Origin of the sequence: Actinoplanes ianthinogenes, from assembly GCF_018324205.1 — a bacterium.
Taxonomy (GTDB): Bacteria; Actinomycetota; Actinomycetes; order Mycobacteriales; family Micromonosporaceae; genus Actinoplanes; species Actinoplanes ianthinogenes.
In genome coordinates this window covers 3243221-3269206 of sequence record NZ_AP023356.1, presented here as the reverse complement: position 1 = coordinate 3269206, position 25986 = coordinate 3243221, and the positions used below count along the sequence as shown (strand labels likewise).

The window sequence follows — 25986 nt, the reverse complement described above, 5'->3', positions numbered from 1 at the left end:
GGGGAGCACATCAGTATGGCCGGAGACGGCATCACCGCAGGTCGCCAGCGCAGCCGGACCAACACCAGCGGCGGCGGCGGCGCGGCGGCCGGGGGGCTGCGCGTGGAGCGGGTGTGGACGACGGCGGGCGTCCACCCGTACGACGAGGTCGAGTGGGAACGCCGCGACGTCGTCATGACGAACTGGCGAGACGGCTCGATCAACTTCGAGCAGCGTGGCGTGGAGTTCCCGGGTTTCTGGAGCGTCAACGCCGCGAACATCGTGACGACCAAGTACTTCCGGGGCGCGGTCGGGACGCCCGAGCGGGAGACGTCGCTGCGGCAGTTGATCGACCGGGTCGTCCAGACGTACCGCAAGGCCGGCGAGGAGCACGGGTACTTCGCCACCCCGGCGGACGCCGAGGTGTTCGACCACGAGCTCACCTGGATGCTGCTGCACCAGGTGTTCAGCTTCAACTCGCCGGTCTGGTTCAACGTCGGCACCAAGTCGCCGCAGCAGGTCAGCGCCTGCTTCATCCTCTCCGTGGACGACTCGATGGACTCGATCCTCGAGTGGTACAAGGAGGAGGGCCTGATCTTCAAGGGCGGCTCCGGCTCGGGCGTCAACCTGTCCCGCATCCGCTCGTCCAAGGAGCTGCTGTCGTCGGGGGGGACGGCAAGCGGCCCGGTCAGCTTCATGCGGGGCGCGGACGCCAGCGCGGGCACCATCAAGTCCGGCGGCGCCACCCGGCGCGCGGCCAAGATGGTCATCCTCGACGTGGACCACCCGGACATCGAGGAGTTCGTCTCCACCAAGGCGCGCGAAGAGGACAAGATCCGCGCGCTGCGGGACGCCGGCTTCGACATGGACCTGGGCGGCGCCGACATCGTCTCGGTGCAGTACCAGAACGCCAACAACTCGGTGCGGGTCTCCGACGAGTTCATGACGGCGTACGAGAACGGCACCGAGTTCGGTCTCCGCGGCCGGCTCAACGGCGAGGTCATCGAGACCATCGACGCCAAGAAGCTGTTCCGTGACATCGCCCAGGCCGCCTGGGAGTGCGCCGACCCCGGCCTGCAGTACGACGACACCATCAACGACTGGCACACCAACCCCGAGACCGGCCGGATCACCGCGTCCAACCCGTGCTCGGAGTACATGTCGCTGGACGACTCGTCCTGCAACCTGGCCTCGCTGAACCTGATGAAGTTCCTCACGGCCGACGGTGGCTTCGAGGTGGAGAAGTTCGTCAAGAGCGTCGAGTTCATCATCACCGCGATGGACATCTCGATCTGCTTCGCCGACTTCCCGACCGAGAAGATCGGGATCACCACCCGGGCGTACCGGCAGCTCGGCATCGGGTACGCGAACCTGGGCGCGCTGCTGATGGCCTCCGGCCTGCCGTACGACTCGGACGGCGGGCGCAGCGTGGCCGCGGCGATCACCTCGCTGATGACCGGTACGGCGTACCGGCGCTCGGCCGAGCTGGCCGGCGTGGTCGGCGCGTACGACGGGTACGCCCGCAACGCCGACGCCCACCAGCGGGTGATGCGCAAGCACGCCGCCGCCAACGACGAGGTCCGCGCCCAGGGCCCGGTCGCCACCGAGATCCTCCGTGAGGCCACCCGCCAGTGGAAGAACGGCAACAAGATCGGTGAGAAGAACGGCTGGCGCAACGCCCAGGCGTCGGTGCTCGCCCCGACCGGCACCATCGGCCTGATGATGGACTGCGACACCACCGGCATCGAGCCCGACCTGGCCCTGGTCAAGTTCAAGAAGCTGGTCGGCGGCGGCTCCATGCAGATCGTCAACCAGACCGTGCCGCGCGCGCTGCGCAGCCTCGGCTACCCCGAGGAGCAGGTCGAGGCGATCGTCGAGCACATCGGCGAGCACGGCAACGTGGTGGACGCCCCCGGCCTCAAGCCGGAGCACTACGCGGTCTTCGACTGCGCCATGGGCGACCGGTCGATCGCCCCGATCGGCCACGTCCGGATGATGGCCGCGGTGCAGCCGTTCATCTCCGGCGCCATCTCCAAGACGGTCAACATGCCCGAGTCGGCGACCGTCGAGGAGATCGAGGAGATCCACTACCAGGGCTGGAAGCTCGGCCTGAAGGCGCTCGCGATCTACCGCGACAACTGCAAGGTCGGCCAGCCGCTGTCGGCGGGCAAGACCGCCAAGGCCGCCGCCCCGGCCGCCGTCGAGGAAAAAGCGGTCGAGAAGGTCGTGGAGAAGGTGGTCGAGTACCGCCCGATCCGCAAGCGCCTGCCGAAGAAGCGTCCCTCCGAGACGGTCTCCTTCTCGGTCGGCGGCGCCGAGGGCTACCTCACCGCGTCGTCCTACCCGGACGACGGCCTCGGCGAGGTCTTCCTGAAGATGTCGAAGCAGGGCTCCACCCTGGCCGGTGTGATGGACGCCTTCTCGGTGGCCATCTCGATAGGCCTTCAGTACGGCGTCCCGCTGGAGACGTACGTCAGCAAGTTCACCAACATGCGCTTCGAGCCGGCCGGCATGACCGACGACCCGGACGTGCGCATGGCGTCCTCGGTGATGGACTACATCTTCCGTCGCCTGGCGCTGGACTTCCTGCCCTACGACACCCGCGCCGAGCTGGGCATCTTCACCGCCAAGGAGCGCACCGCGCAGGCACAGGCGGAGGCCGCCGCCGAGGCTGCCGCCGCCGACCTGGCGGTCACCAACATGGCGGAGTCGGCCCCGGCCGCCACGCCGGTCACGCCGACCGTCACGGTCGCCGAGGTGAAGGCCTCGGCCGTCCCGGAGAAGCCGGCGGGCTCGTCGACCGAGCTCCTCGAGCTGGTCACCGGGCACGCAGCGGACGCGCCGCTCTGCTTCACCTGCGGCACGAAGATGCGCCGCGCCGGCAGCTGCTACGTCTGTGAGGGCTGCGGCTCCACGTCGGGTTGCAGCTGAAACCGGGAAGTTTATGCATGTCTCCTGTGAGTAACTCCTAAGAGGAATCACTGGTTGACATAGATCCTGGTGAAGGCCTACAACAGATGCCTCCCACCCGATTGCGGGTGGGAGGCATCTGCTTTTGGACGTACGAGGGGAGCGGTGACCGTGTCAGTGAGCGTCGTGCCTCCGCGTTCCGTCGATTACGACCTGCTCGGGCAGATGCTCGGCGAGCCGGCGCTGCGGGTCGAGCACGTGGACAGCCCGTCCATCCTTGTCGACGGTCGCTATCACACGGCAGCGTCGCACTGGCTGCGTCGCAAGCACCAGCGGCGGCCGGTGATGGACACGACCGTCGCCCATGCACGCCGGCTTGCAGCCTGGATCGAGTACCTCCGCGTGGTGCGGCACCGCATCGACCCTGCCGAGCACCGCAGCGACGTGTTCGTCGCCGATGAGGAAGACCTGCTCGCCTACTACCGCGCCCGCCAGTACGACCAGGACACCCAGGTCTCCTCATCGACCTGGCAAGCGCAGCGCTCCACCCTCAAGCAGTTCCACGAGTTCCTGCACCGCTCTTACAACGTGCCGTTGCCCTTCGACCTCGAACGCATCAACCTGCCCGACGGCCGCAGCGTCCAGGCCATCGCCGGTTTACGACCGCGTCGCCGTACCGGCAGCCGTGGCACCCCGATCACCCCAGGCTTCGCCGACCTGCTCATCCAAGGTGCGATGCGAATCGACCGGAACGGCCGCCAGCACGACGTGCGAACCGTCGACCGCGACGCCGCTCTGGTCAGCCTCGGGCTCGCCGCAGGACTGCGCCGCGAGACGCTTACTTACATATCCCGGTACGAGATACCGCCTCTGAGCAGCAACGACTTTACCACCATCCGGGTGCCTGACTTCATCACGAAGAACGATGCCGGCGGCGATGCTTTCGTCTTCTCCCACCGCCTCGTGCCCGTGCACCACTACCTCACCGGGCACCGCGCGGAACTCGTCGAAGATGGCCGTCCCTATCGCCCCGCCGAGCCGCTGCACCTGACCAGCGCTGATGACGACATCTGGACCGCTGTTGTCGATGGCAAGACGGTCCGTCGGCGCTGGGTGGAGACGGACGCTGCGACCCGGCTACGCCTTGTTGACCTCGACGGCCGGTCCAGCCCACTCGCGTGGCTCGACCCGCGCACCGGCGCCCCGGTCGGCTACGACACCTGTGGACGAATCACCGCGCGAGCCCGCGACTGGACTCGTGAGCACTTGAACCCGAAGTTCCCGGCGTCCTTCCGGACTCACGACCTGCGACACTCGTACGCCACGCACCTGACCGTCTGCATCTTCAAACAGGCGCTCGCGGAGTTCGTCGCCCCGTCGATGGTCGACGCCTACACGCCGCATCGCGTCGGCGACGCGGTTGAGGTAGCCAAGATGAGCCTCGGACACGCCAGCGACGACTCGACCCGGCTCTACACCCGCAACGCCCACAAGTTCCTCAACATCCCGCTCGACGAGTTCCTGGGGCGACGCTGATGGCCCACCGCACCCGCGGCTTCACCAGCCATACCTTCGACATCAAGAAGGTCCTCAGCGTCGACTACGACGCCCTGGCCATCGTCTACACCGACGCTGCGCATGCAGCTCCGCAGACCGCAAGACTCGATCCCGGTCCTGTCACGCAGGCGGGGCGGCAATTACTCGATGGCATGGTCAACAGCCTGCGCGTCTACGGCGACGGCGATTGGGAGTCGTCGAAGGTGCTCTACGGCTGTTCCCGGAGTTGCACTCGCCTCCTTGCAGCGCTGTCGCAGCGAGGGATCACCGACTTTGCCGCCGAGGTTCTCACCCTCGAAGTCCTCCGGGAGACGCTCGCCGACTTCGACGACAGCACGAAGCGGACGCTGAACAAGCTGCTCGGCAGGGTGCTTCGTAAGCACCACCCCAAGGGCGGACCGCTGGCCTACGCCCTTGCCAACACCGCCTACATGGTGAAGGACTCCGCGACCGAACCCTACGATGACGACGTCGCCGACGCGATCGAACAGGCGGCACGTGGCCGGTTCGCCGAGGCATACATTGCACAGCGCCAAGTGCTGGCCGACTTTGGGCTCGACATCGCCGGGCGGGGATGGATGACCGTTCCCGCCGCAGAGATCATCGATGACGCCCTTCATCGGTTCCCGGACGCACGCACCGAAAGGCCGCCTGGCTACGGTGCGTCCCGTGCCGAACTTATCGCCTGGTGCCTGCTGCATCCAGAAGTCTTCGGCCACACTGACGGACGTCGGCAGCTCAATCCGCTCAGCGCCGCCATTACCGACATCGGGATCGCCTTACACCCACGCAACGATGTCCTGGTTGCTGGGCTGATCCTCCAGTGCCTCGCGGACGACACCGGGCTCAACCAGGCCACCATGCTGCGCACCGAACCCACCGACCTGATCTACACCGGCGAAGAGCACGGCCTGCTCCTGACTGCCAAGGCCCGCAACCACAGCGAAGAAAACCTGCCCGTCACCACCGAGTCCATGTTCTCGGCGGGAGGTATGGTCGCCACGCTCACCGCCCTCACCCGGTTCAACCGGCACTACAGGGCAGTCCGCCTCACCGACGTTGACGCGGGCGACGTTCCTGACGTGGCCAACAAGATCTATGTCGAGCACTGGCGCGATTGCCGGCGCGCCGAGATCCTTACCAACAACCGGATCCACCACGGGTGGCGCTACGCCGCCTTCGACCAGCACTGGAAGAACCCCGACATCACCCGTCTGAACCACGGACTGCGCTTCCGGGCGTTACGCAACAAGTCGCTGGAACGTGGCATCAAGAAGAACCCCGATGCCGACGTGCACGGCCACGGCCGCCGCACCCGCCTGCACTACCTCGCCCACGTACTCCCAGAGCACACGCTCGTCGCGCACGCCACCGCGGCCCAGGACGATATCGTCGAGCAGGCGCTCGCTCGCTTCGCGACACCTGTCAGCGCCGCGACGGACGGCACCGCCAAAGAGTTGGCCGACGTCGACGAGCAGGAGATGCTCGACGTGGTCGTCGGCGTCTGCACCACCGGCGGCAACGACCCCGACGACACCGACACGCCGTGCTCTCTGGGTCTTGCGGCATGCTTCGTCTGTCCAAGGGGCTACCGCACCGCCGACCACGTCCCTGGGCTGCTCGCCACCGTCGCGTTCACCGAGATCATCCGCGATAACGATCCCGACGAATGGGAGAACGGCGACGCGAGCCTGCTGCACTTCTACGCCGGCGAGTCCCTCGCCCAGTTCCCCGCCGCACTCGTGGAAACCGTCAGGTCGGCTACCGACCTGACCCCGCACATCCTCAACGTCAACGGCCTCTACACGGAGCTACGTCGATGACCTCAGCCGCCGGCTACGCCAACGTCCTACGACTACGCCCGCCATCCGAAGACGAGAACAGCAAGGTCGTCGCCGATGACACCGACGTGCGCGCCCTGATCCCGCTCGGCTACGACATCGACCGGCCCGTTTACTTCATGCACGACCGCTGGGACACCGCCGGCCACCCCAGTTGGACCAGCAAACACGGCTCGCAGACCGCGTTGGACTTTAGCGGCGTCCCGGTGCATTGGCGTACTGCAGCCAAGGAATGGATCTTGTTGCAACTGGATCCCGACCTCGCCCCTCGTTGGTCGCCCCAGGACCCGATCGCCGTGTCTTGGCCGACCATCCAAGAGCCCACCAAACTGGTGACAGCCCAAGGCAATCTTAAGCAGCTGCGTCTCGTGCTCGCCGTGCTCGATGCCCACCACATCATCACGCCGACGTCCGAAGACTGGGCCCGCGTCCGCGTCCTGATGCAGCAGCCGCAGAACCGGGCAGAAAAACTCAGTGGAGCTCAACTCGCCGCCGGCACGCTGCGCGGTCGCGCCCAGCAGATGCAGTCGCTCTGGTCCATCCGCAGCATCGTTGGCCGGCCGAACCTGCTCGGCTCCGAACCTTTCGACGGCGAGGAGACCACCAGCCTGTTTGGCAGCGGCCACCGCCCGAAGCGCAACCTGCGACGCCCGCACGAGGACGTCGGACGCTGTCTTGGCTTCGTGGCCTGGGCGTTCGACCACATTGCCGACGACATCCTCGCGCACTCCCGCTGGTGGGCCGAGCATACGGTTGCCCCGGAAGATGGCCCGACCACCCAGCAAGAGGGCTATGACGCGATGTTCGACGTGGCCCGAGAGGTACATAGCCGCGTCGGGAAGCTGCCCGGCCGTCGCAACAGCACTGGCGGTCTCACTCTGGCCCACATCGCGCTCGGCCTGCTCTGCGGCGCTCCCGACGCTGACGAGGCGTTCCTGTGGGGTCGCTACGCCATGCGCCGCTTCCGAGACGAGGATCTCGACGAAGGTGGCGGCAATCCCTGTAACCTGCCGGTTACTGAGTTTCTACAGCGCGGCGGCACCGGCAACTCGGCCTGGACCCATCGGCTTCTGCCCGTCCGCGACGAACTTCGTTTCTGGCAAAGCGCGCTGGTCTACTACGCGATGTACTACCTCGCGGCAACCTGCGGATTGCGAGACAAGGACCTCGCCTGCCTCACCCCAGGCTGCGTCAAGCGCGAGACCAAGACTCGGCCCAACGGCGAGACCTACGAAGTGGTCACCATGCGTGGCTACAAGACCAAGAACCGGATGGCGCCTCAGCGCACCACTTGGAAGGTCAACCATCGGATCGCGCGCATCATCGAGGTGATCGAGGAACTGCACCGAATCCACGGGATCACGCCGGCGACCAGCACCATCACCGGCGAGCCGCTGCTGTTCGACGCCCAACTCATCACTGCGAGCGCCCGCACCGTGAGAGACACGATCCATCTAGACCTCAGCTTCATGGACTGGCTGATCAAGGGTGCCAAGCGTCTCCACCACCGCGGCGTCTCACCCGCCGACCTTGCTGACGTCACCAGGGTGAACATCTCGCAGATCCGGATTACCGCGATCCAGGCGTACGCCTCCCGAGATCTTGGCAACGCCCTCGCCGCGCAGTTCGGACAGTGGAACCACCAGTCGGTCGCCATGGGCTACCACGCCGACGTCTACAAGATCATCCATCTGGCGGATCCCCTGGACGCCTTGGAACTGCAGCACGAGCACATCGGGCGAGTCATGCGCCGAGCCGCTCAAAATCCCGACGCCCTCCGCGGCAAGGGCGTTACCCGCATGCGGCAGGCGGTCGAAAGGCAAGGTCCTGCCCTGTCCAACCCTGCACCGCTCAGCTCTGCCCGGCTCAAGGTGGTCGGCAAGCGCAATCCCAACATCGCGGTTGGGCCGTACACGATTTGCGTTCACGCTGCTGAAGGTGCACTTTGCGGTGGCGAGGGGGCCGCCGACTTCCGGCTATGCAGACCTTTCGAGTGCCGCAACTCGGCCATGACGCCCGGTCAACGCGCCCGCGTCGAGCTTCGCCGCCGCCTAGAACTCCGGATGCACCCCGCGTTGCATCGCAGCGCCCGCAAGATCGGCGAGGCGATGCCCGAGATTGTGGCCGAGTTCGCAGAGGTCAGCGACGACGAACTCGCCCGGATCATCGCCACGGAACTCGACGAATACGTTGCTGAGGCGCTGGGGCTGGCGGAATGAGCGACGTCGACAGCCTGGAGACTTTGCACCTGGCTGCGGCCGCCTACGCAGAGGCGCTGCGCGACGGTGCTGGTCCTGCCGCCTTGGGTGAGCATCTCGGCGATATCCCGGTTCCGATGCGGCTCGTGCTCGCTGCGGCGATCCTCGCGGCTGCCGACAAACCCGTCTCCATCGTCAGCCTCTGCCAGGTAGCCGGCGTATCCCGCGGATCCGCCTACAACCACCACAAGGTCGCGATGGCGAGCATCCGAGAGAACATCCCGGTCCTCGTCCGCGCACAACTCGCCATCCTCGGCGAGACGCCGAACGCCGCCGAACTGTTCGACCAGGTCCGCGAGCGCGACGAGACCATCCGGGAACTCCGCGCCGAACTCAAGACTGCCCGCCGTGAACGCAACACCGCCCTCGCCTATGCCCGCGACCTGCACGAACGGCTCCGCCCAGAGTTCGAGGAGATTGCTCGCGAAAGGCAAGAGAAGGTCCGCCACCTCAGGCCAGTCTCGGCGCTCCGGCAAGACGAAGAGTAGCGGCTGCGATCGCACCCAAAATTCAGTGAATCTCAGCCCTTGCCGAGTATAGGATGACTTGGCTTTGTATTGAGGGGATCCGCAATGTATTTGAGCAGGGCGCATATCCGAGACTATCGATCGGTGCGCGATAGCGGTGAGATCGATATCGATCAAGAGAGGACCCTTCTTGTCGGTGTAAACGAGGCGGGCAAGACAGCGCTGCTCAAGGCTCTTCAGCAAATCAACGCGCCGAAGGGTGCCGACGGATTCAGTCCGCTCCGGGATTACCCTCGGGCCAATTACACCGAGGTGCAGCGCGGCGACCGCGACCCCAGCGATGTGCTGGTCGCTGAGGCGACGTTCGTTCTGACGGACGTCGAGAAGAAGATCGTCCTTGAGGAGTCGCCAGAATCCACGGGCGTGACGGAAATCGTTATCAAGCGCTACCTTGATAACACACTGCGTTGGAACTTCGGCGGAGCTGAACTTTGGCGAACCTTTGGTGATATCGAGAAAGACCTCACGCGGCTCCGCGCATACTTGGTGAAGCGGGAGGGCAGTGCCGAAGTTCTCGCCGGCTTGGACGCTCTTACTGCTGGCCGCAAACCCCATATCGCGCTGCGAGGTGAGTTTGCCAGGAAGTTCCTGGCTTGGTTGGAAACGGCGCTGCCCTTAATTGACGAAGATGACGAGCGCGAAGAGAATCGTCACGACAGGATTAAAGTTGCTCTCGAGCTTGACGCCTGTGTCACGGAAGCGGGAGCGAGGATCCGTGCTCGACTCCCGCTCTTCGTCTACTACTCGACGTACTTCACCGTCAGGCCGAGTATCAATCTCGCATCGCTTGCTGCCCGGGAAGCGTCTGGAGACATCGACCCTGATTATGACTTCGGCAACCTCTGCCTGCTTCAGCTTCTTGGACTGACCGCGAAGGAATTGTCTGAGCTGGCATCCGGTGAACCGCAGCCCCAGCACTATGGCGGTGGAGCAGCAAGCGACGATTTCTTGAACGCGGTCAAGGCTTATCAGGCCAAACTCGACGACCGTCAGTACCGGCTCAACTCGGCTAGCGTTGACTTGACTAGGTCTATCCGCGAAGTTTGGGGCGACGACAACGTACAGCTACGGCTGGTGTGCGATGGGCAATACCTCAAGGTTGTGGTAGTCGATGACATCGGTGTTGAAGTGGAGCTCGATCAGCGCAGCGAAGGTTTTCGCTGGTTGGTTTCCTTCTTCGTCGTGTTCAAGGCGCAGGCCCAGGGAGAGTTGAAAAACGCAATCCTGCTCCTTGATGAGCCTGGGCTGAGTCTCCATGCACTCAAGCAGCAGGAGTTCCGCAAGACGGTCGCTCGTCTCGCCGAGAAGAACCAGGTCATCTACACCACGCACTCGCCGTTCATGGTCGGCACCGACGAACTCGACCTGGTCCGGATCGTTGAGATGACGAGTCGCGAGGCAGGCACCAAGGTTCATACACGGCTGGTCGTCGACGATCCCCGATCGATTTACCCGCTGCAGGCCGCCCTTGGGTACGAGTTGGCTCAAAGCCTCTTCGGCCAATCGCGGAACCTCGTTTGCGAAGGGCTGACCGACATGATGTACGTGGAGGCCCTGAACACCGCCTTCACCGATGTCGGGAAAGGCCTGAAAGCCAGCATCAGCCTCGTCCCGGCTTCCAGCGCGAGCAAGGTGATCTACTACGTAACGCTGCTGACCAGTCAGAACCTCAAGGTGGCAGCGCTTCTGGACTCTGATCAAGCCGGCGACAACGCCGCTAAGCAGGATGAACTCGTGCAGCTCCTTGGCAGCCGGAAAATCCTGCGCACCAAGGACTACTGCGATCCTGGAGCGAGCCGCCCCGAGATCGAAGACCTCCTTCGAGAAACCCTCGTTCATGTCGCCAAGGATGACCTCGGCTGGGATGTTACGGCCACGGCAGCTGCCCAACCCGCTCGGCCGATCATCGAGATTTTCAAGAAGGAAATCAGCGGCTTCTCGAAGTACAAGCTTGTCCGGGCGTTCATCCGCTGGTTGGCCGCAAATGAGATCTCAGACCTGTCCGGAGCTGAGCAGGCCGGCGTTACGAAGCTTCTCGCCGACATCAACAAGGCGCTCGTGTAGGGAAACTGCCGCCGCTTCGGGCGGTGACTGACATACCCGATGGTTCTCAGAATATGAGAAGCTGGGTAGGGTCGTCGGGGGCGGGTGGGAGGCAGCGCGATGCTGGAGACACTCCCAAACTTCCCAGGAACAGCTGACGATCGCACCACGGACCGCCCGATTCCGGATGGGGTCGGGCGGTTCGGCGTCGCAGGGGCGGGCGATGCGTGGGATCGGGATCCCGCGACCACGCCGGGCGGCGAGCTGAGCGTGGCGGCCGGCATGCCGGTCCGGCCGCGGTGGCACTGGGGGAGCGCGTCGAACCGGGGGCATGCCCGGGGCTGGTATCCGCCTGGTCGCCTACCGGGCCGCCTCGTGGCCGGCCTAACCGCCTGAGCGGAGCCAGACGCCGAACTCCACTGCGGTCCGGACGCCGTGCTCCAGGACGGCGGTGTAGACCTCGAAGGCGCCGGGATACTCCGGGCGCTCGTGCCACACGTTCTTGATCGCGAGGATGGCCTGCCGCTCCTCGTCGGTGAGCCGGGTGACCAGCTCCCGGTGCCACTCGCTGACGTTCGCGTGGTCGTCGTGCAGCCAGACGGAGAGGTCGGCCTGCCACTCGCCCACGGTCAGCAGCACGTGAAAGCGTTCGTCGCGCTTCTCGCCGGTGGGTGAACGGTCGCCGCGCTCGTCGGTGCAGGAGAAACCGGTGAGTCCGGGGATCTCGACCGCCTTGCCGAGCAGCGCGAGCACGTCGGCCGGGCCGAAATCCGGGCCGCCGAGCAGCATCACGTCGACCTCGCGCCGGACCATCAGCCCGGACACGAAGCTGCCGGTCGGGGTGAGCGGTCCCAGCGGTTCCAGCAGCGCGAGCACGGAGCGTGCCTCCGCTTGCAGTTCCTCGGGCCGTCCCATGTCGCTTTCCCTCCGTTTCTCGGTAGACGCCCATTGTGGGACGTGCTCCGATCCGGTCCGAGGCCGACCTCGGTGACCGCGCCAGCTTTAACGTGTAAGTTGAGGTCGTGACCAGCATCGACGTCCTGCCCGCGCGGGTGAACACGGCCAAGATCGCGGTTGGCGTCACCTTCGGGATGAACGGGCTGGCGCTCGCCGGCTGGCTGGCCCGGGCACCCGCGGTGCGGGACGGGCTGGACCTCTCGGTCGCCGGGTTCGGGTTGCTGCTGCTCTGCATGTCCGGCACCTCGGTCGCGTCCATCCCGCTCGCCGGTCCGCTGGTGCAGCGCTTCGGGCCGGCCCGGGCGGTGCTCGGGGCCAGCATGTCGATGGCTCTCGGCCTGGCGGTGCTGGGCACGGCGACGCTGCTCGGCTCGGTCGTGCTGGCCGGCCTGGCGCTGCTCTTCTGCGGGTTCGGCACCAGCACCTGGGACGTCGCGATGAACGTCGAGGCGGCCGACGTGGAGCGCCGGCTGGGGCGGACGATCATGCCTCGCTTTCATGCCGGCTTCAGCCTCGGCACGGTCGCCGGCGCCGGCGTCGGCGCGATCACCGCGGCGACCGGCCTGCCGGTCTGGGCGCAGCTGTACCTGACCACCGCGGTCGTCGTCGCGGTCCAGATCGCGGTGGTCCGCCGCTTCCTGCCGCACGCCGGCCCGGAGCCCGGCGCGAAACCGGCGATGACCGCGGGCCAGGCCTGGCGGGAGCCGCGGACCATCCTGATCGGCCTGATCCTGCTCGGTTTCGGCTTCACCGAGGGCTCCGCCAACGACTGGCTGGCGATCAGCCTGGTCGACGGTTACGACGCCGGGGACACGGTCGGCGCGATCGGGTTCGGGGTCTTCGTCACCGCGATGACCGTGGGCCGGATGTACGGCGGCCCCGCCACCGACCGCTGGGGCCGCGTCGCGGTCCTGCGCCTCACCGCCGTCTCGGCCGCGGCCGGTCTGCTCCTGGTCGTTTTCGGCGGCACGATCCCGCTCGCCCTGGCCGGCGCCATGCTCTGGGGCGTCGGAGCCTCCCTCGGCTTCCCGATCGGCATGAGCGCCGCCGCCGACGACCCGATCCGAGCCGCCATGCGCGTCTCGGTGGCCGGCTCCATCGGATATGCCGCCTTCCTGGCCGGGCCGCCGCTGATCGGATTCCTGGCCGCGCACCTGGGCGTCCGCCACGCCCTGCTCTGCGCTTTCGCCGCTCTGCTCGTCGGCCTGGCCGCCGCGCACGCCGCCAAGCCGCTCCCCGCCGGGTGACCGAGGTGGTCAGCGAGGCCCGGTGAGGAAGTCGGTGATCACCGAGGCGAGCAGGGCGGGCTGCTCGATCACCATGGCGTGGGAGGCGTCGGCGAGCTGGAGGTGACTCAGGTGCGGGGCGGCCTGGGCCTGGGCCAGCAGGTAGCGGCGGTGCGCCGCGTACAGATCGGCGAACGGCTCCTGCTCCGGCAGGTCCCGGGTCGCCAGCACCAGGAGCGCGGGGCAGGTGGTGGCGGCGTAGACCGGGGCCAGGTCCAGCTCGGTCATCAGGGTGCGCAGCTGGGAGACGGTCTCGAAGGACGGGCGGAAGGTGGTCTGGCCCTCGCGGGCGTGGACCAGGTTGCGGCGGAAGCCCTCGATCCACACCTTCTCGTTGGCGCCCATGTCACGGGCGGCCATCCGCTGCCGCTCCACCAGGTCGGCCAGCTCGGCGGCCTCGACGGTCTGGCCGGCCGCGGCCTGCGTCATGTCGAAGATCGCGGTCAGCCGCTCCAGCTCGGCCTCGGCCTTGGCCGGATCCAGGCCGGGGAGCTGCTCGGGGCGGGTGGGCGGCGGGTTGCCGTCGAGGCTGACCACACCGGGTGACTCCGGGTGCCGGGCACCCCAGAGCGCGGCCAGCATGCCACCCAGCGAGTGACCGACCACCGCCGGGCGCTCCAGCTCGAGCTGCACGCAGACGGCCGCCAGGTCGCCCAGCGCGGCGTCCCAGCTCCACGGGCCGTCCGCGGACCGGCCGTGCCCGCGCAGGTCGAGCGTGACCACCCGGAAGTGCGGGCGGAGCGCGCGAGCCAGCGTGGTCAGCTGTGCCAGGTTGCCGCCGGCGCCGTGCAGCAGGAGCAGCGGCGGCGCGTCACCGCCGAAGTCGCGGACGGCGATCTGCACGTTCCCCGCGTCGACCAGGCTGTCGTGGATCATGGTTGCTCCTCGTCATCACGTGTCTGCGGGTCCGGACCGGAGTCATCACGTGTCTGCGGGTCCGGACCGGAGTCGCTTGCCCCGGGGCCGGCGGCGAGCAGGCGGTCGCGCACCGCCCGCACCGGCACCCCGCCGTCCGGATGCCGCGGCAACCTGCCCCGCCGCACCAGGTCGTGCACCCCCTGCCGGGTGATCCCCAGCATGGCGCCGGCCATCGCATAGGACACCGACGTGACGAACGGATGCCCCATCCGCCGCGCCACCGCCTGCCCGAGCGGCGTGCGCCACCACTGCACCGGCGGCGCGAACGCGTGATCGTCCGGATAGAGCGTCGCGATCAGCCGGGCGAGCATGCCCACCGCCTCCGGCTCGGAGCCGTGCTCGATGACGAACGCCCAGTCCAGCGCCCGCCGGTGCAGCCGTGCGCGCACCACGTCCACGCTGCCGTCGCCGTCGAGAAGGATCTCCAGCGGATCGGTGAGCCGCGCGTCGAGCAGCCGGATGAGCTGCTCGGCCAACGCGTCGGATCCGGTCATGTCCCTCATCGTGCCGCTACTTGACAGGCGATGTCAAGCATCCGAAAGGCTACTCCGCGTATATGGCCGCCCCGCCACTTCCGCTCCCGGCCACGGCGCAATAGGGTGTGGCGCGACCCCGGGAGGATCACTGGTGCGTACGGTTTCCGCCGCGCTCGGCGTCGTCGCGTTGCTCGCCGTCGCCGGCTGCAACGAGCGCGACGACGCACCCGCCTCGCTGCCCCCGGTCAAGGTCGCCGAGGTGCCGGCCGCCTCCGCGGGTGGCGCCTGCATCCTGTGGGACTGGAAGTTCATCCAGGAGAAGATCGGCGTCAGGTTCACCGTGGCCGCCTCGGACCAGGTCGACGACACGTCCACCTGCGTGGTGCAGACCGAGAGCGCTGCGTGGCCCGACCTGTCACTGTCCGTGGTCGAGCAGACCAAGGCGGACGGCAAGATCTTCCTGGCCGAGCGGATGCCGAAGAAGGCGGTCAAGCTCAAGGGCCTCGGCAAGGCGGCGTACCGGTTGAACGCCGCGGCGAGTGGCGGCCACGGCCCGTCCGTGGAGATCGGCTGGCTGAGCGAGGCCGCGCAGCTGCAGACGCTGAAGTTCACCTTCGCCAAGGGCGCGCCGGCCGACTCGGTGACCAGGATGAACGCCGGGCTGCTCGAGCTGGCCAAGGCGATGGACACCACGGACAGCTGACAACGGGGCCCCGCGGACCGCGGGACCCCCTGGCGACGATCCTCAGCGGGCGGCGACGAACACCCGGGACGCCACCTCACGCGGCAGCCGGATCTTGTCACCCGACTTGTCGATGGTGACCCCGTCCCGCTCCTGCGCGACCGTCACGGTCGTCCCCGGATCGATGCCGGCGGCGTGCAGCTGACGCAGCACGTCCGCGTTGGTCTGGACGCTCTCGCAGATCCGCCGGACCACGACACTGCCGGTCAGGCCGGGGAACGCCAGGTTGCGCTCGCCCTGGCCGACCTGCTCGGTGACGTCGTCCTCCGGCATGCCGAGCTGTTCCAGACCCGGGATCGGATTTCCGTACGGCGAGCGCGTCGGCTTGTTCAGCAGCTCGTAGACCCGGCGCTCGACCGAGTCGCTCATCACGTGCTCCCACCGGCAGGCCTCCTCGTGGGCTTCCTCCCACGGCATGCCGATGACGTTGACCAGCAGCAGCTCCGCGAGCCGGTGCTTACGCATGACGGAGACGGCGGTGGTGCGCCCCTCCTCGGTGAGCACCAGGTGACGGTCACCCTCGACGGTGAGCAGACCGTCCCGCTCCATGCGGGCCACCGTCTGACTGACCGTGGGGCCGCTCTGATGCAGGCGCTCGGCGATGCGAGCCCGAAGCGGAGGCACGCCTTCTTCTTCGAGTTCGAGAATGGTCCGGAGATACATCTCGGTGGTGTCGACAAGGTCGTTCACGATGCGGTCCTCCCAGCAGCGATGTTACCGCGCGGCGGGGGGTTGACATCCGCCCCGAGCAAGTGCCAGGAGACCCTACCGGAGGTGGCGGGACGAGTGCCCCATCCGCCACCCCGTGGGAGCATGTCCGGATGGCGGACGAGACGACGGCGGTGGTCTGGGACAGGGCCCTGCTCGACTACGACATGGGCGATCACCCGCTCAACCCGGTGCGCGTCGAGCTGACCATGGCGCTCGCCCGGGAGCTGGGCGTCCTCGATCGTCCGGGTGTGCAGTTGATCACGCCGCGACCGGCCGGCGACGCGGAGCTGACCCGGGTGCACCGGCCGGATTACCTGGACGCCGTGCGCCAGGCGCCGATCGACCCGTTCTTCCTGGGCTGGGGGCTGAACACGCCGGACAACCCGGTCTTCGACGGCATGCACGACTCCTCGGCGCGGATCTGCGGCGCCAGCATCGCGGCCGCCGAGGCGGTCTGGCACGGCGTCGCCCGGCGCGCGGTGAATGTGGCCGGTGGCCTGCACCACGCCATGCCGGCCCGGGCGGCCGGCTTCTGTGTCTACAACGACCCGGCGGTCGCGATCGCCTGGCTGCTCGACCACGGCGCCCAGCGGGTGGCGTACATCGACGTCGACGTGCACCACGGCGACGGGGTGCAGGCGATGTTCTACGACGATCCGCGGGTGCTGACGGTCAGCCTGCACGAGACGCCGCTGGCGCTCTTCCCGGGCACCGGGTTCTGCGACGAGACCGGTGGCCCGGGCGCCGAGGGCACCGCGGTGAACGTGCCGCTGCCCCCGGGCACCGGCGACGCCGGCTGGCTGCGGGCCTATCACGCGGTGGTCCCGTCGGTGGTCCGGGCGTTCGCCCCGGAGATCATCGTGAGCCAGTGCGGCGCCGACGCGCACCGGCTCGACCCGCTCGCCGACCTCAAGCTCTCGGTCGACGGCCAGCGCGCGGCCTACCTGGCGATGCGCTCGCTCGCCGACGAGCTGTGCGAGGGTCGCTGGGTGGCCCTGGGTGGCGGTGGATACGCACTGGTCGAGGTGGTGCCCCGGGCCTGGACCCACCTGCTCGCGGTGGCCACCGGCCGGCCCCTGGACCCGGGCACCCCGACGCCGAAGAGCTGGCGCCGGCTGGCCGCCGAGCGCCGCCCGGGCGTCACCGTCCCGGAGACGATGACCGACGGCGCCGAGCCGCCGGTCGAGCCCTGGTCCCCGGGGACCGAGAACGACCCGGTCGACCGGGCCGTCCTGGCCGCCCGGCTCGCGGTCTTCCCGCTGCACGGCCTCGACCCGCACGACCCACGCGACTGACATGGAGCGCAGCGCAGACGTCCTGCTCGCCGACGGCACCGCCGTGCACCTGCGGCAGATCCACCCGGAGGACGCGCCGGCCATCGTGGAGTTCCACTCCCGGATGAGCGACCGCACCCGCTACCTGCGGTACTTCTCGCCCTACCCGCGGATCCCGGAGCGCGACCTGCACCGGTTCGTCAACGTCGACCACCGGGACCGGGAGGCGTTCGTCACGGTCGCGGCCGACGGCCGGATCACCTCGGTCGGCCGGTACGAGCGGCTCGGCCTGGACTCGCCCGAGGCCGAGGTCGCCTTCGTGGTGGAGGACGCGCAGCAGGGCCGGGGGATCGGCTCGGTGCTGCTGGAGCACCTGGCCGACGCGGCCCGCGATCACGGCATCTCCCGGTTCGTCGCCGAGGTGCTCCCGGAGAACGGCGGGATGCTGCGGGTCTTCGGCGACTCGGGCTACCAGGTGCAGCGCCGCTACGCGGACGGCGTGGTGCACCTGAGCTTCCCGATCGCGCCCACCGAGCGGTCCCGTGAGGTGCAGGAGTCCCGGGAGCACCTGACCGAGGCCCGGTCGATCGCCCGGCTGATCGCCCCGCGGGGCATCGCCATCTACGGCGCGAGCGCCAGCGGCCACGGCATCGGCGCGGCGATGCTCGGCAATCTGCGCGACGGCGGGTACACCGGCGCGGTGGTTCCGGTGCATCCCACCGCCGAGCGGATCGCCGGCCTGCGGGCGTACCGGAAGGCGTCCGATGCCGGCACCCCCATCGACCTGGCCGTGATCGCGGTCCCGGCGGAGAACGTCGCGGAGGCCCTGGCCGACGCGGCGGCGGCGGGCGCCGGCGGCGTGGTGATCGGCTCGGCCGGGTTCGCCGAGGCGGGCGCCGAGGGCGCGAGCCGGCAGCGCGCCCTGATCGAGACGGCGCACGCGGCCGGCCTGCGGGTGATCGGCCCGAGCAGCTTCGGGATCGCCAACACCGACCCGGAGATCCGGCTGAACGCGACCATGGCGCCGCGGCTGCCGGCCGCCGGCCGGGTCGGCTTCTTCGCGCAGAGCGGCGCGCTCGGGGTGGCGCTGCTGGCCGAGGCGGACCGGCGCGGCCTGGGGCTGTCCAGCTTCGTCTCGGCCGGCAACCGGGCCGACGTCTCCGGCAACGACCTGTTGCAGTACTGGCGGGACGATCCCGGCACCGACGTGGTGCTGCTCTATCTGGAGACGTTCGGCAACCCGCGCAAGTTCGCCCGGCTGGCCCGCCGGATGAGCCGGGTCAAGCCGGTGGTCGCGGTGGCCTCGGCGACCCGCCCGAAAGGATTGGCCGGCGACCTGCCCGGTCCGGACGCGCACGCGGTGACCGCCCTGTTCGCCCGGTCCGGGGTGATCCGGGTGGACACCGTGCAGGAGCTCTTCGACGTCGGCATGCTGCTGGCCCACCAGCCGCTGCCGGCCGGCCGGCGGGTCGCCGTGGTCGGCAACTCGTCGGCGCTGGCCGCGCTCGCCGAGGTGGCCTGCCGGGCGGCCGGCCTGGTGGTGGCCGAGGGCTACCCGCACGACCTGAGCCCGATGGCGTCCGCGCACGACCTGGCCGACGCGCTCGCCGACGCCGCGGTCGACGACCGGGTGGACGCGCTGGTGGTGGTCTTCGCGCCGGTGGTGCCCGGCCAGCAGCTGTCCGGGGAGGACGCGGACTTCGCGGCGGCGCTGGCCAGCGTGGCGCTCGCCGGGGAGAAACCGACCGTGGCGACGCTGGTGTTCGGCCGGGTGCCGCCGCGCGTCCCGGTCTACCCCTCGGTCGAGGAGGCGGTCCGCGCGCTGGCGCGGGTGGTCACCTACGCGGAGTGGCTGCGGCGGCCGCCGGGGATCATGCCGGAGCTGTCCGGGGTGGATCCGGCCGCCGCCGAGGCCGCCGAGTCGGCGACCGGCCTGCTGACCGCCTACGGGATCTCGGTGGTGCCGTCGACGGCCGCCCGCTCCGCGGACGAGGCGGTCGCGGCCGCGGCGGCGCTCGGCTATCCGGTCGCGCTCAAGGCCGCGGGCGGTGGCTTGCGCCACCGGATCGATCTCGGCGCGGTGCGGCTCGCTCTGGCCGACGAGGATTCCTTGCGTACGGCCTATCGCGAGCTGGACACCGCGTTCGGTCCGGAGGTGCTCGTGCAATCCATGGTCCCGCCGGGCGTGGCGTGCGTGGTCGAGGTGGTGGAGGACCCGGCGTTCGGGCCGGTGGTCGGGTTCGGCCTCGGCGGGGTGGCCAGTGAGCTGCTCGGCGACCTGGCGTGGCGGGCCGCCCCGCTGACCGACCGGGCGGCCGAGGCGCTGGTCGACGAGCCGCGGGCGGCGCCGCTGCTGCACGGTTACCGGGGCTCCACCCCGGTCGACCGGCAAGCGCTGATCGACCTGCTGCTGCGGGTGGGCCGGCTCGCCGACGAGCATCCGCGGGTGCGGTCGCTGCTGCTCAACCCGGTGCTGGCGCGGCCGGACGGATTCTCGGTGCTGCACGCCGCGATCGAGGTCGGCGATCCGGGTGTGCGCCCGGACACCGGTCCCCGCCGCCTGCGCTGAGAAAGAAACGGCCCCGGCGGGAAGCCGGGGCCGTCGCAGACGGATCAGACCGCGTAGGCCTCGAGGCGGGAGGCCCGCTCCGGGTCGCGCAGCTTGAGCATCGTCACCTTCTCGATCTGGCGGATCCGCTCGCGGCTGAGGCCGAACTCGCGGCCCACCTCGTCGAGGGTGCGCTGACGGCCGTCGTCCAGGCCGAAGCGCAGCCGGATCACCGCGGACTCGCGCTCGGAGAGGGTGGCCAGCACGATCTCGACCTGGCCGCGCAGCTCGCCCTGGGCGACGCCCTCGCCCGGCTGGTTCGGGTCGACCGCGGCGACGAAGTCACCGAGGGCGCTCTCGCCGTCCTCGCCGACCGCCTGGTCCAGGCTGACCGGCTCCCGGTCGTACGAGATGAGCTCGATGACCTGGAACTCCGGCACCGCCATCGCGACCGCGATCTCCGCGACGCTGGGCTCGCGGCCGAGCTGGGTGGCCAGGTCGCGGCGGGCGCGGACCATGCGGTTGACCTGCTCGACCATGTGCACCGGGATCCGGATGGTGCGGGCCTGGTCGGCCATGGCGCGGGTGATCGCCTGGCGGATCCACCAGGTGGCGTACGTGGAGAACTTGTAGCCCTTGGTGTAGTCGAACTTCTCGACCGCGCGGATCAGGCCGAGGTTGCCCTCCTGGATCAGGTCCAGGAACGCCATGCCGCGACCGGTGTACCGCTTCGCGATGCTGACCACGAGCCGCAGGTTGGCCTCGAGCAGGTGGTTCTTGGCGGCCCGGCCCTCGGCGATGACGACCCGCAGCAGCGGGGCCAGCTCGGCGCCGGCCGCCGGGAGCTTCTCCTCGGCGTACAGGCCCGCCTCGATCCGCTTCGAGAGAGTGACCTCCTCGACGGCGGTGAGCAGGCGCGTCCGGCCGATGCCGTTCAGGTAGGCCCGGACCAGGTCGGCGGAGACGCCCCGCTCGTCCGTCGCGTCGAGGTCCGCCAGCGGCTCGACCTCGTCGGTCATGATGTCCTCAACCGTCGCCTTAGTCTGCAGGACCACTTGAGTCCCCTCCCCGTTCTCGTGCCTACCAGCCGCATCCGTGCCGGTGACGAGAAGCTTCGTCGCATGCGCGTTAAGCGGAGGTGAGGCCAGCGTCCAGGTGGCATGAATCGGGGAGAACCCTGACGTCGGCAAGCCGACAAGCTCGGGTGAAACGGACGATCAGCCTTGCCACGCGGCGATAATGTGCTGGACCGGAGAAGGGTGGAACCGTGGTCTTCAAGAAGATGCTCCAGGCGCTCGGCGTGGGCGGACCGTCCGTCGACACCGTGCTGACCAACCCGAACTGCCGTCCCGGCGGTTTCCTGGAAGGCCAGGTGCACATCGTCGGCGGCGACCACGCGGTCGACGTCGAATATGTCGCGGTCGGCCTGATGACCCGGGTCGAGGTGGAGAGCGGCGACAACGAGTACCAGACGAACCAGGAGTTCCACCGTCAGCGGCTGACCGGCTCGTTCCGGCTGGAGGCCGGCGCCCGGCACGACGTGCCGTTCCGCTTCGAGGTGCCGTGGCAGACGCCGATCACCGAGGTGTACGGCCAGCACCTGCACGGCATGACGATGGGCCTGGCCACCGAGCTGGAGGTGGCCCGCGCGGTGGACAAGTCCGACCTGGACGCGGTGCAGGTGCACCCGCTGCCCGCCCAGGAGCGGATCCTGGAGGCGCTGCTGCGGCTCGGCTTCCGGTTCCACAAGGCGGACGTGGAGCGCGGCCGGGTGTACGGCGTCGAGCAGGAGCTGCCGTTCTACCAGGAGATCGAGTTCTACCCGCCGGCGCAGTTCGCGCACGGGATCAACCAGCTGGAGCTGACCTTCCTGCCCACGCCGCGCAAGCTTCAGGTGGTGCTGGAGCTGGACAAGCGCGGCGGGTTGTTCACCGAGGGGCACGACGCGTTCGGCAGTTTCGACGTGGACTACGCGACGGTGGATCAGGTGGACTGGACCGCCCAGCTGAACAACTGGCTTCAGCAGTCGGCCCGCCGCCGCGGCATCTTCTGATCATTTAGCATTCCTCCCCTGCTCTATTCACGAGGGAAAATGCGTCAATGCGGAGGGTCCTGACCGCGTTCGTGTCGCTGGCGGTCGCCGGGGTGATCGCCGTGGCGCCGTCCCCGGCGACGGCCGGCGAGCTCGACCCGGTGATCGGCGGCGCCGTCTTCAACAACCCGGCCGGCGCGCAGGCCGAGCAGTATGCGATCTATCGGCAGATCGCCGAGCTGGTCGACCGGGTGCCGTCCAGCGAGACGATCCGGATGTCCTGGCTGGACTTCACGCGGCGGCGTCGTCGTTCCTGATGTTCTGCCGGGACGGGGCGGGGTGCATCGCGAAGCGGTCGGTCTACGACGTGAAGGCGTACAACCACAACAAGTTCCTGCTCGCGTCGCGGGTGGTGCTCGACGACGGCACGTCGCGGAGCAACGTGGTGTTCCAGTCGTCCGGCAACCTGACGCCCTGGGACGCACCGACACGATGATCTCCGTGCTGAACTCGGTGTCGTGTTCGTACGTCGGGGAGACGGACCACCGGACCCACCAGACCGACATCCGGGTCGTGGTCTGGGGCTTCACCCGGGTCGAGCTGGCCAAGAAGCTGAACGCGCTGGTCAAGGCGGGCTGCTGGGTGGACGTGGTGTACGCGTACGGGATCGCCTCGGACCCGTATCGCTACACCAGCAAAGCCGTGGTCGACGCGCTCAAGAACGGCGGGGTGACCATCGGCGTGACGTCCTGCGGCGTGCCGATGCCCGACGGGCGCGTCCTCAAGCCGCACAGCAAGTACATGCTGATCGACGGCAAGTACAGCACCGACCAGACCCCGCGCGTCTTCACCGGCAGCGCCAATTACGCGTACTCGTCGCTGCGCAACGCGGACGAGACGATCGTCCGGGTGCGCGACGCGGCCATCCACCGGCAGTACCTGACCAATTTCTACAAGGCCGGGACACCTGCAGCGGCAAGATCGCGCCGAGCTAGAGCTCCAGCAGGACCGAGCGCGGTCCCACGTTCACGCTCTCCACCAGCATGTGCGCCCGGAAGCGGCCGGTCTCCACGGTCGCTCCCCGGGCGCGCAGCGCTTCCACGTACGCGATGATCAGCGGCTCGGCGACCTCGGCGGGCGCGGCCGCGTTCCAGGTCGGCCGGCGCCCCTTGCGCGCGTCGCCGTACAGGGTGAACTGGCTGACCACCAGCAGCGGCGCGGCGACGTCCGACGCGGACCGGTCCTCGTCCAGGATGCGCAGCTCGTAGGTCTTGCGGGCGAGCTCGGCCGCCTTCGCCAGGGTGTCGTCGTGGGTGACCCCGACCAGCACCAGCAGGCCATCGACGATCTTGCCGACGATCTCGTCGTCGACCGTGACGCTCGCCCGGCTGACCGTCTGCACCAGTGCCCGCATGCCGCTCCCACCATCCGGCCGCCGCGCGGCTCGCGGCGATCCGGGTACGGACGGTATCGAACCGCTCAGCCGGCCGCGTCGCTGGTGTACTCGTCGGCCGGGGTCCGCAGCGCGCCGGTGGTGGCGTCGCCGGTGGTGGTGTTCGCCACGCCGGGGCCGGTCCGCGGCCGGTCCGGGAAGCTGGCGGGTCCGGCGGTGCCGCCCGTCGTGGTCATCACTCCCTCGGTCGCCGGTCCGCCGTTGCGCAGCTCCTCCGCATCGGTGCCGGCCGGGATGGTGCTGGACAGCTCGGGGTTCGGGTCGCTCATCGTCCACCTCCGTGTCGGGTGGTCCCGGAATGCCCACGGGGCCCCGGGTCAAACGCCGGTTCGATTCCACTGAAGTCCATCAATAGCGCACCGGTGGTCGACCGATCGATGCCAGGATTTGGCAGGTCGGAGGCGGTGTGGAGCCCGGCACCCGGCTGGGTGCGCGCCCCCGCGACCGAGGTGGACCCGGAACCGTGCGCTGTCGTGCGCCGGACCGACCGTACCCAGACGGGAGAAGTACCCATGCCCCTCACCAGCACCACCGGCGGGCGTACCACCGAAGCGCGGCCTGCCCGGCCGGTGGCCACGACCACCGCCGCGCGGCCCGCCCGGTCCGGCGCGGACGGCGACGCCAACCGGCGGCAGGCCCGCTCGGTGGCCAAGCAGCAACAGGCGGCCGAGCGGATCGCCACCGCCACCGCGGAGATCTCCGCGCAGAACGCCGAGGCCGCCGAGGCGTCGCGCCAGCTCACCGAGTCGATGCAGCAGATCGCCGCGGGCGCTGAGCAGGCGTCCGGCGCGACCCAGCAGAGCCTTGCCGCGATGAACCAGATCGAGGACCGGGTCAACCGCCAGCAGCAGACCACCACCCAGGTCGCCGAGCTCAGCCAGGCCCTGCAGGGCCTGCTGAACGAGACCCGGACCGGGATCAGCAACCTGCTGGCGAACGTGGACAGCGCGTCCACCCGGCAGACCGCGTCGGTGGCCACGATCACCGAGCTGGAGAAGCAGGCCGACGAGATCGGCGAGATCGTCAAGACGGTGGCGCACATCGCCGACCAGACCAACCTGCTGGCGCTCAACGCCGCGATCGAGGCGGCCCGGGCCCGGCAGCACGGCAAGGGCTTCGCGGTGGTCGCCGACGAGGTGCGCACGCTGGCCGAGACCAGCGAGCGCAGCGCCCGGCAGATCCGCGACCTGATCGACGAGGTCCGCAGCTCGGTGACCGAGATCGCCGGAGCGGTGCAGACCTCCGCGGAGACGGCGCGCAGCGAGGTCGAGAAGGGCAAGACGATCACCTCGCAGCTGGAGACGATCCGGGCCGACATGAGCACGATCATGGCCGGTGCGGTGGAGATGGCCACCGCGGCCGAGCGTGCCAAGCAGTCGGCGGGCAACGCCAAGCAGCGGTCCGAGGAGATCGCCGCGGCCGCCGAGCAGCAGTCCGCGGCGTGCGAGGAGTCGCTCCAGACGGTCAGCCAGCAGTCCCAGGCGCTGCGGCAGAGCGAGCAGGCGGCCGAGGCGCTGGCCGAGGTGGCCGAGACGCTGCGCAGCAGCACCGACATCGCGAAGAGCGCCGAGGACGTGGCCTCGACCGCCGAGCAGTTGTCCGCGGCGGTCGAGGAGATCAACCGGGCGGCCACGCAGATCAACGTGGCGATCAACGAGATCAACACCGGGGCACGGACCGCTGCCGAGAAGGGTGAGCAGACCGCCGCGGCGGTGTCCGAGATCGAGCGGGGCGCCCAGCTCTCGTCGGAGCGCGGCGGCGCCGCGGTGGAGCGCTCGGACGCGATCCTGGAGCTGCTGGCCACCAACAAGGAGGCGGTCGACTCGATGATCAACGCGATCGGCCAGGCGGCCCGCGAGGGCATCGAGAACGTCCGCAAGGTGACCGAGCTGGAGCAGATCTCCCGCCGGATCGACAAGATCGTCGACGCCATCGCGAACGTCTCGATCCAGACCAACATGCTCGCCGTGAACGGTTCGGTCGAGTCGGCCCGGGCCGGCGAGTTCGGCAAGGGCTTCGCCGTGGTCTCCACCGACATCCGTAACCTGGCGCGCGACTCGGCGGAGAACGCCGACCGGATCAAGGACCTGGTCAAGTCGGTGCAGGACCGGATCGTCGAGGTCCGCGGCGACCTGGAGGAGACCAGCCGGCTGTCGCTGGCCGAGGTGGAGTCGGCGAAGGCCACCACCGCCCGGCTCGAGGAGATCGAGCGGGACATGCAGCAGGTCCGGGGCGGCAACAGCGAGGTCCAGGAGGGCGCCGACCAGATCGCCAAGGTGCTCGGCGAGGTCAAGATCGGCCTGGAGCAGATCTCCTCGTCCGCGAACCAGGCCGAGCAGCTCGCCGGGCAGGCCTCGACCGCGGCCCGCGAGCAGGCGCAGGGCGCCGAGGAACTGGCCGCCGCGGTGGAGGAGATCGCCGCGCTCGCCGACGAACTGCAGAACGCCGGCTGAGCCGGCCGGGGAGGAACGTCG

Annotated in this window: 20 protein-coding genes and 2 pseudogenes; 15 read left to right on the top strand and 7 right to left on the bottom strand. The window is 69.0% G+C overall.

All coding sequences use genetic code 11. The features are described from left to right. The first annotated feature begins 15 nt into the window (after positions 1–15). From Aiant_RS14675 to Aiant_RS14650, 6 genes are all read left to right on the top strand, one after another. A complete protein-coding gene (locus Aiant_RS14675) occupies positions 16–2910 on the top strand; it encodes a vitamin B12-dependent ribonucleotide reductase (RefSeq protein WP_189336411.1) in 2895 nt (964 codons plus the stop codon). A 144-nt stretch (positions 2911–3054) separates the two neighbouring features. Further along, on the top strand, positions 3055–4425 hold the full coding sequence (locus Aiant_RS14670; RefSeq protein WP_189336412.1) for a site-specific integrase: 1371 nt from the start codon (positions 3055–3057) through the stop codon (positions 4423–4425). Beyond that, the gene (locus tag Aiant_RS14665; RefSeq protein ID WP_189336413.1) at positions 4425–6269 is read left to right on the top strand and encodes a hypothetical protein; all 1845 of its coding nucleotides are present in this window, start codon (positions 4425–4427) and stop codon (positions 6267–6269) included. Before Aiant_RS14670 ends, Aiant_RS14665 begins: the two co-directional genes overlap by 1 nt. Continuing rightward, the gene (locus tag Aiant_RS14660) at positions 6266–8506 is read left to right on the top strand and encodes a hypothetical protein (protein WP_189336414.1); all 2241 of its coding nucleotides are present in this window, start codon (positions 6266–6268) and stop codon (positions 8504–8506) included. Before Aiant_RS14665 ends, Aiant_RS14660 begins: the two co-directional genes overlap by 4 nt. Then, complete coding sequence (locus Aiant_RS14655) at positions 8503–9033, top strand: hypothetical protein (RefSeq protein ID WP_189336415.1); 531 nt, start codon at positions 8503–8505, stop codon at positions 9031–9033. The genes Aiant_RS14660 and Aiant_RS14655 overlap by 4 nt, the downstream gene beginning before the upstream one ends. A 123-nt stretch (positions 9034–9156) precedes the next feature. Beyond that, positions 9157–11136 (top strand): ATP-dependent nuclease, encoded by a 1980-nt coding sequence (locus tag Aiant_RS14650; protein WP_212847183.1) that lies wholly within the window; start codon positions 9157–9159, stop codon positions 11134–11136. Positions 11137–11499: 363 nt separating this feature from the next. Here Aiant_RS14650 and Aiant_RS14645 read toward each other — a convergent pair whose 3' ends face one another. Then, positions 11500–12030, bottom strand: a complete 531-nt coding sequence (locus Aiant_RS14645) for a hypothetical protein (RefSeq protein WP_189336417.1) — start codon at positions 12028–12030, stop codon at positions 11500–11502. A gap of 107 nt (positions 12031–12137) precedes the next feature. Here Aiant_RS14645 and Aiant_RS14640 point away from each other — a divergent pair, with 107 nt between their 5' ends. Then, the gene (locus tag Aiant_RS14640) at positions 12138–13319 is read left to right on the top strand and encodes an MFS transporter (RefSeq protein WP_189336418.1); all 1182 of its coding nucleotides are present in this window, start codon (positions 12138–12140) and stop codon (positions 13317–13319) included. Between the two features lie 9 nt (positions 13320–13328). Here Aiant_RS14640 and Aiant_RS14635 read toward each other — a convergent pair whose 3' ends face one another. Next, positions 13329–14234 carry an alpha/beta fold hydrolase gene (locus Aiant_RS14635; RefSeq protein WP_189336419.1) on the bottom strand — a complete coding sequence of 302 codons (906 nt, stop codon included), beginning with the start codon at positions 14232–14234 and terminating at the stop codon, positions 13329–13331. Then, complete coding sequence (locus Aiant_RS14630) at positions 14231–14770, bottom strand: hypothetical protein (RefSeq protein WP_189336420.1); 540 nt, start codon at positions 14768–14770, stop codon at positions 14231–14233. The genes Aiant_RS14635 and Aiant_RS14630 overlap by 4 nt, the downstream gene beginning before the upstream one ends. A 133-nt stretch (positions 14771–14903) precedes the next feature. Between Aiant_RS14630 and Aiant_RS14625 the strand changes: the two genes are divergently transcribed. Beyond that, the gene (locus tag Aiant_RS14625; protein ID WP_189336421.1) at positions 14904–15455 is read left to right on the top strand and encodes a hypothetical protein; all 552 of its coding nucleotides are present in this window, start codon (positions 14904–14906) and stop codon (positions 15453–15455) included. Between the two features lie 42 nt (positions 15456–15497). On the opposite strand, the gene Aiant_RS14620 is transcribed toward Aiant_RS14625, so the two are convergent. After that, on the bottom strand, positions 15498–16157 hold the full coding sequence (locus Aiant_RS14620) for an iron-dependent transcriptional repressor DtxR (RefSeq protein ID WP_425322694.1): 660 nt from the start codon (positions 16155–16157) through the stop codon (positions 15498–15500). Positions 16158–16315: 158 nt separating this feature from the next. Between Aiant_RS14620 and Aiant_RS14615 the strand changes: the two genes are divergently transcribed. Then, a complete protein-coding gene (locus Aiant_RS14615) occupies positions 16316–17500 on the top strand; it encodes an acetoin utilization protein AcuC (protein WP_189336423.1) in 1185 nt (394 codons plus the stop codon). Between the two features lies 1 nt (position 17501). Continuing rightward, positions 17502–20048, top strand: a complete 2547-nt coding sequence (locus Aiant_RS14610; protein ID WP_189336424.1) for a bifunctional acetate--CoA ligase family protein/GNAT family N-acetyltransferase — start codon at positions 17502–17504, stop codon at positions 20046–20048. 44 nt (positions 20049–20092) lie between these two features. Here the strand turns inward: Aiant_RS14610 and sigB are convergent, their stop codons facing one another. Beyond that, the gene (gene sigB / locus Aiant_RS14605; RefSeq protein ID WP_189336510.1) at positions 20093–21046 is read right to left on the bottom strand and encodes an RNA polymerase sigma factor SigB; all 954 of its coding nucleotides are present in this window, start codon (positions 21044–21046) and stop codon (positions 20093–20095) included. Between the two features lie 248 nt (positions 21047–21294). Between sigB and Aiant_RS14600 the strand changes: the two genes are divergently transcribed. The 4 genes and pseudogenes from Aiant_RS14600 to Aiant_RS45705 form a co-directional block, all read left to right on the top strand. Next, positions 21295–22080 (top strand): sporulation protein, encoded by a 786-nt coding sequence (locus Aiant_RS14600; RefSeq protein ID WP_189336425.1) that lies wholly within the window; start codon positions 21295–21297, stop codon positions 22078–22080. A gap of 47 nt (positions 22081–22127) precedes the next feature. After that, the gene (locus tag Aiant_RS14595) at positions 22128–22376 is read left to right on the top strand and encodes a hypothetical protein (RefSeq protein ID WP_189336518.1); all 249 of its coding nucleotides are present in this window, start codon (positions 22128–22130) and stop codon (positions 22374–22376) included. Then, positions 22376–22555, top strand: coding sequence for a hypothetical protein (locus tag Aiant_RS14590; protein ID WP_189336519.1), 180 nt, complete (start codon positions 22376–22378; stop codon positions 22553–22555). Before Aiant_RS14595 ends, Aiant_RS14590 begins: the two co-directional genes overlap by 1 nt. Further along, positions 22552–22950, top strand: a pseudogene (locus tag Aiant_RS45705) (phospholipase D-like domain-containing protein); the annotation flags it as partial. The gene Aiant_RS14590 and the pseudogene Aiant_RS45705, both read left to right, overlap by 4 nt. A gap of 100 nt (positions 22951–23050) precedes the next feature. Here Aiant_RS45705 and dtd read toward each other — a convergent pair. Continuing rightward, positions 23051–23473 (bottom strand): D-aminoacyl-tRNA deacylase, encoded by a 423-nt coding sequence (gene dtd, locus Aiant_RS14585; RefSeq protein WP_189336426.1) that lies wholly within the window; start codon positions 23471–23473, stop codon positions 23051–23053. A 65-nt stretch (positions 23474–23538) separates the two neighbouring features. Beyond that, a pseudogene (locus tag Aiant_RS14580) lies at positions 23539–23733 on the bottom strand (hypothetical protein); the annotation flags it as partial. Between the two features lie 291 nt (positions 23734–24024). Here Aiant_RS14580 and Aiant_RS14575 point away from each other — a divergent pair. Then, positions 24025–25965 carry a methyl-accepting chemotaxis protein gene (locus Aiant_RS14575; RefSeq protein WP_189336428.1) on the top strand — a complete coding sequence of 647 codons (1941 nt, stop codon included), beginning with the start codon at positions 24025–24027 and terminating at the stop codon, positions 25963–25965. Positions 25966–25986: the final 21 nt, after the last annotated feature.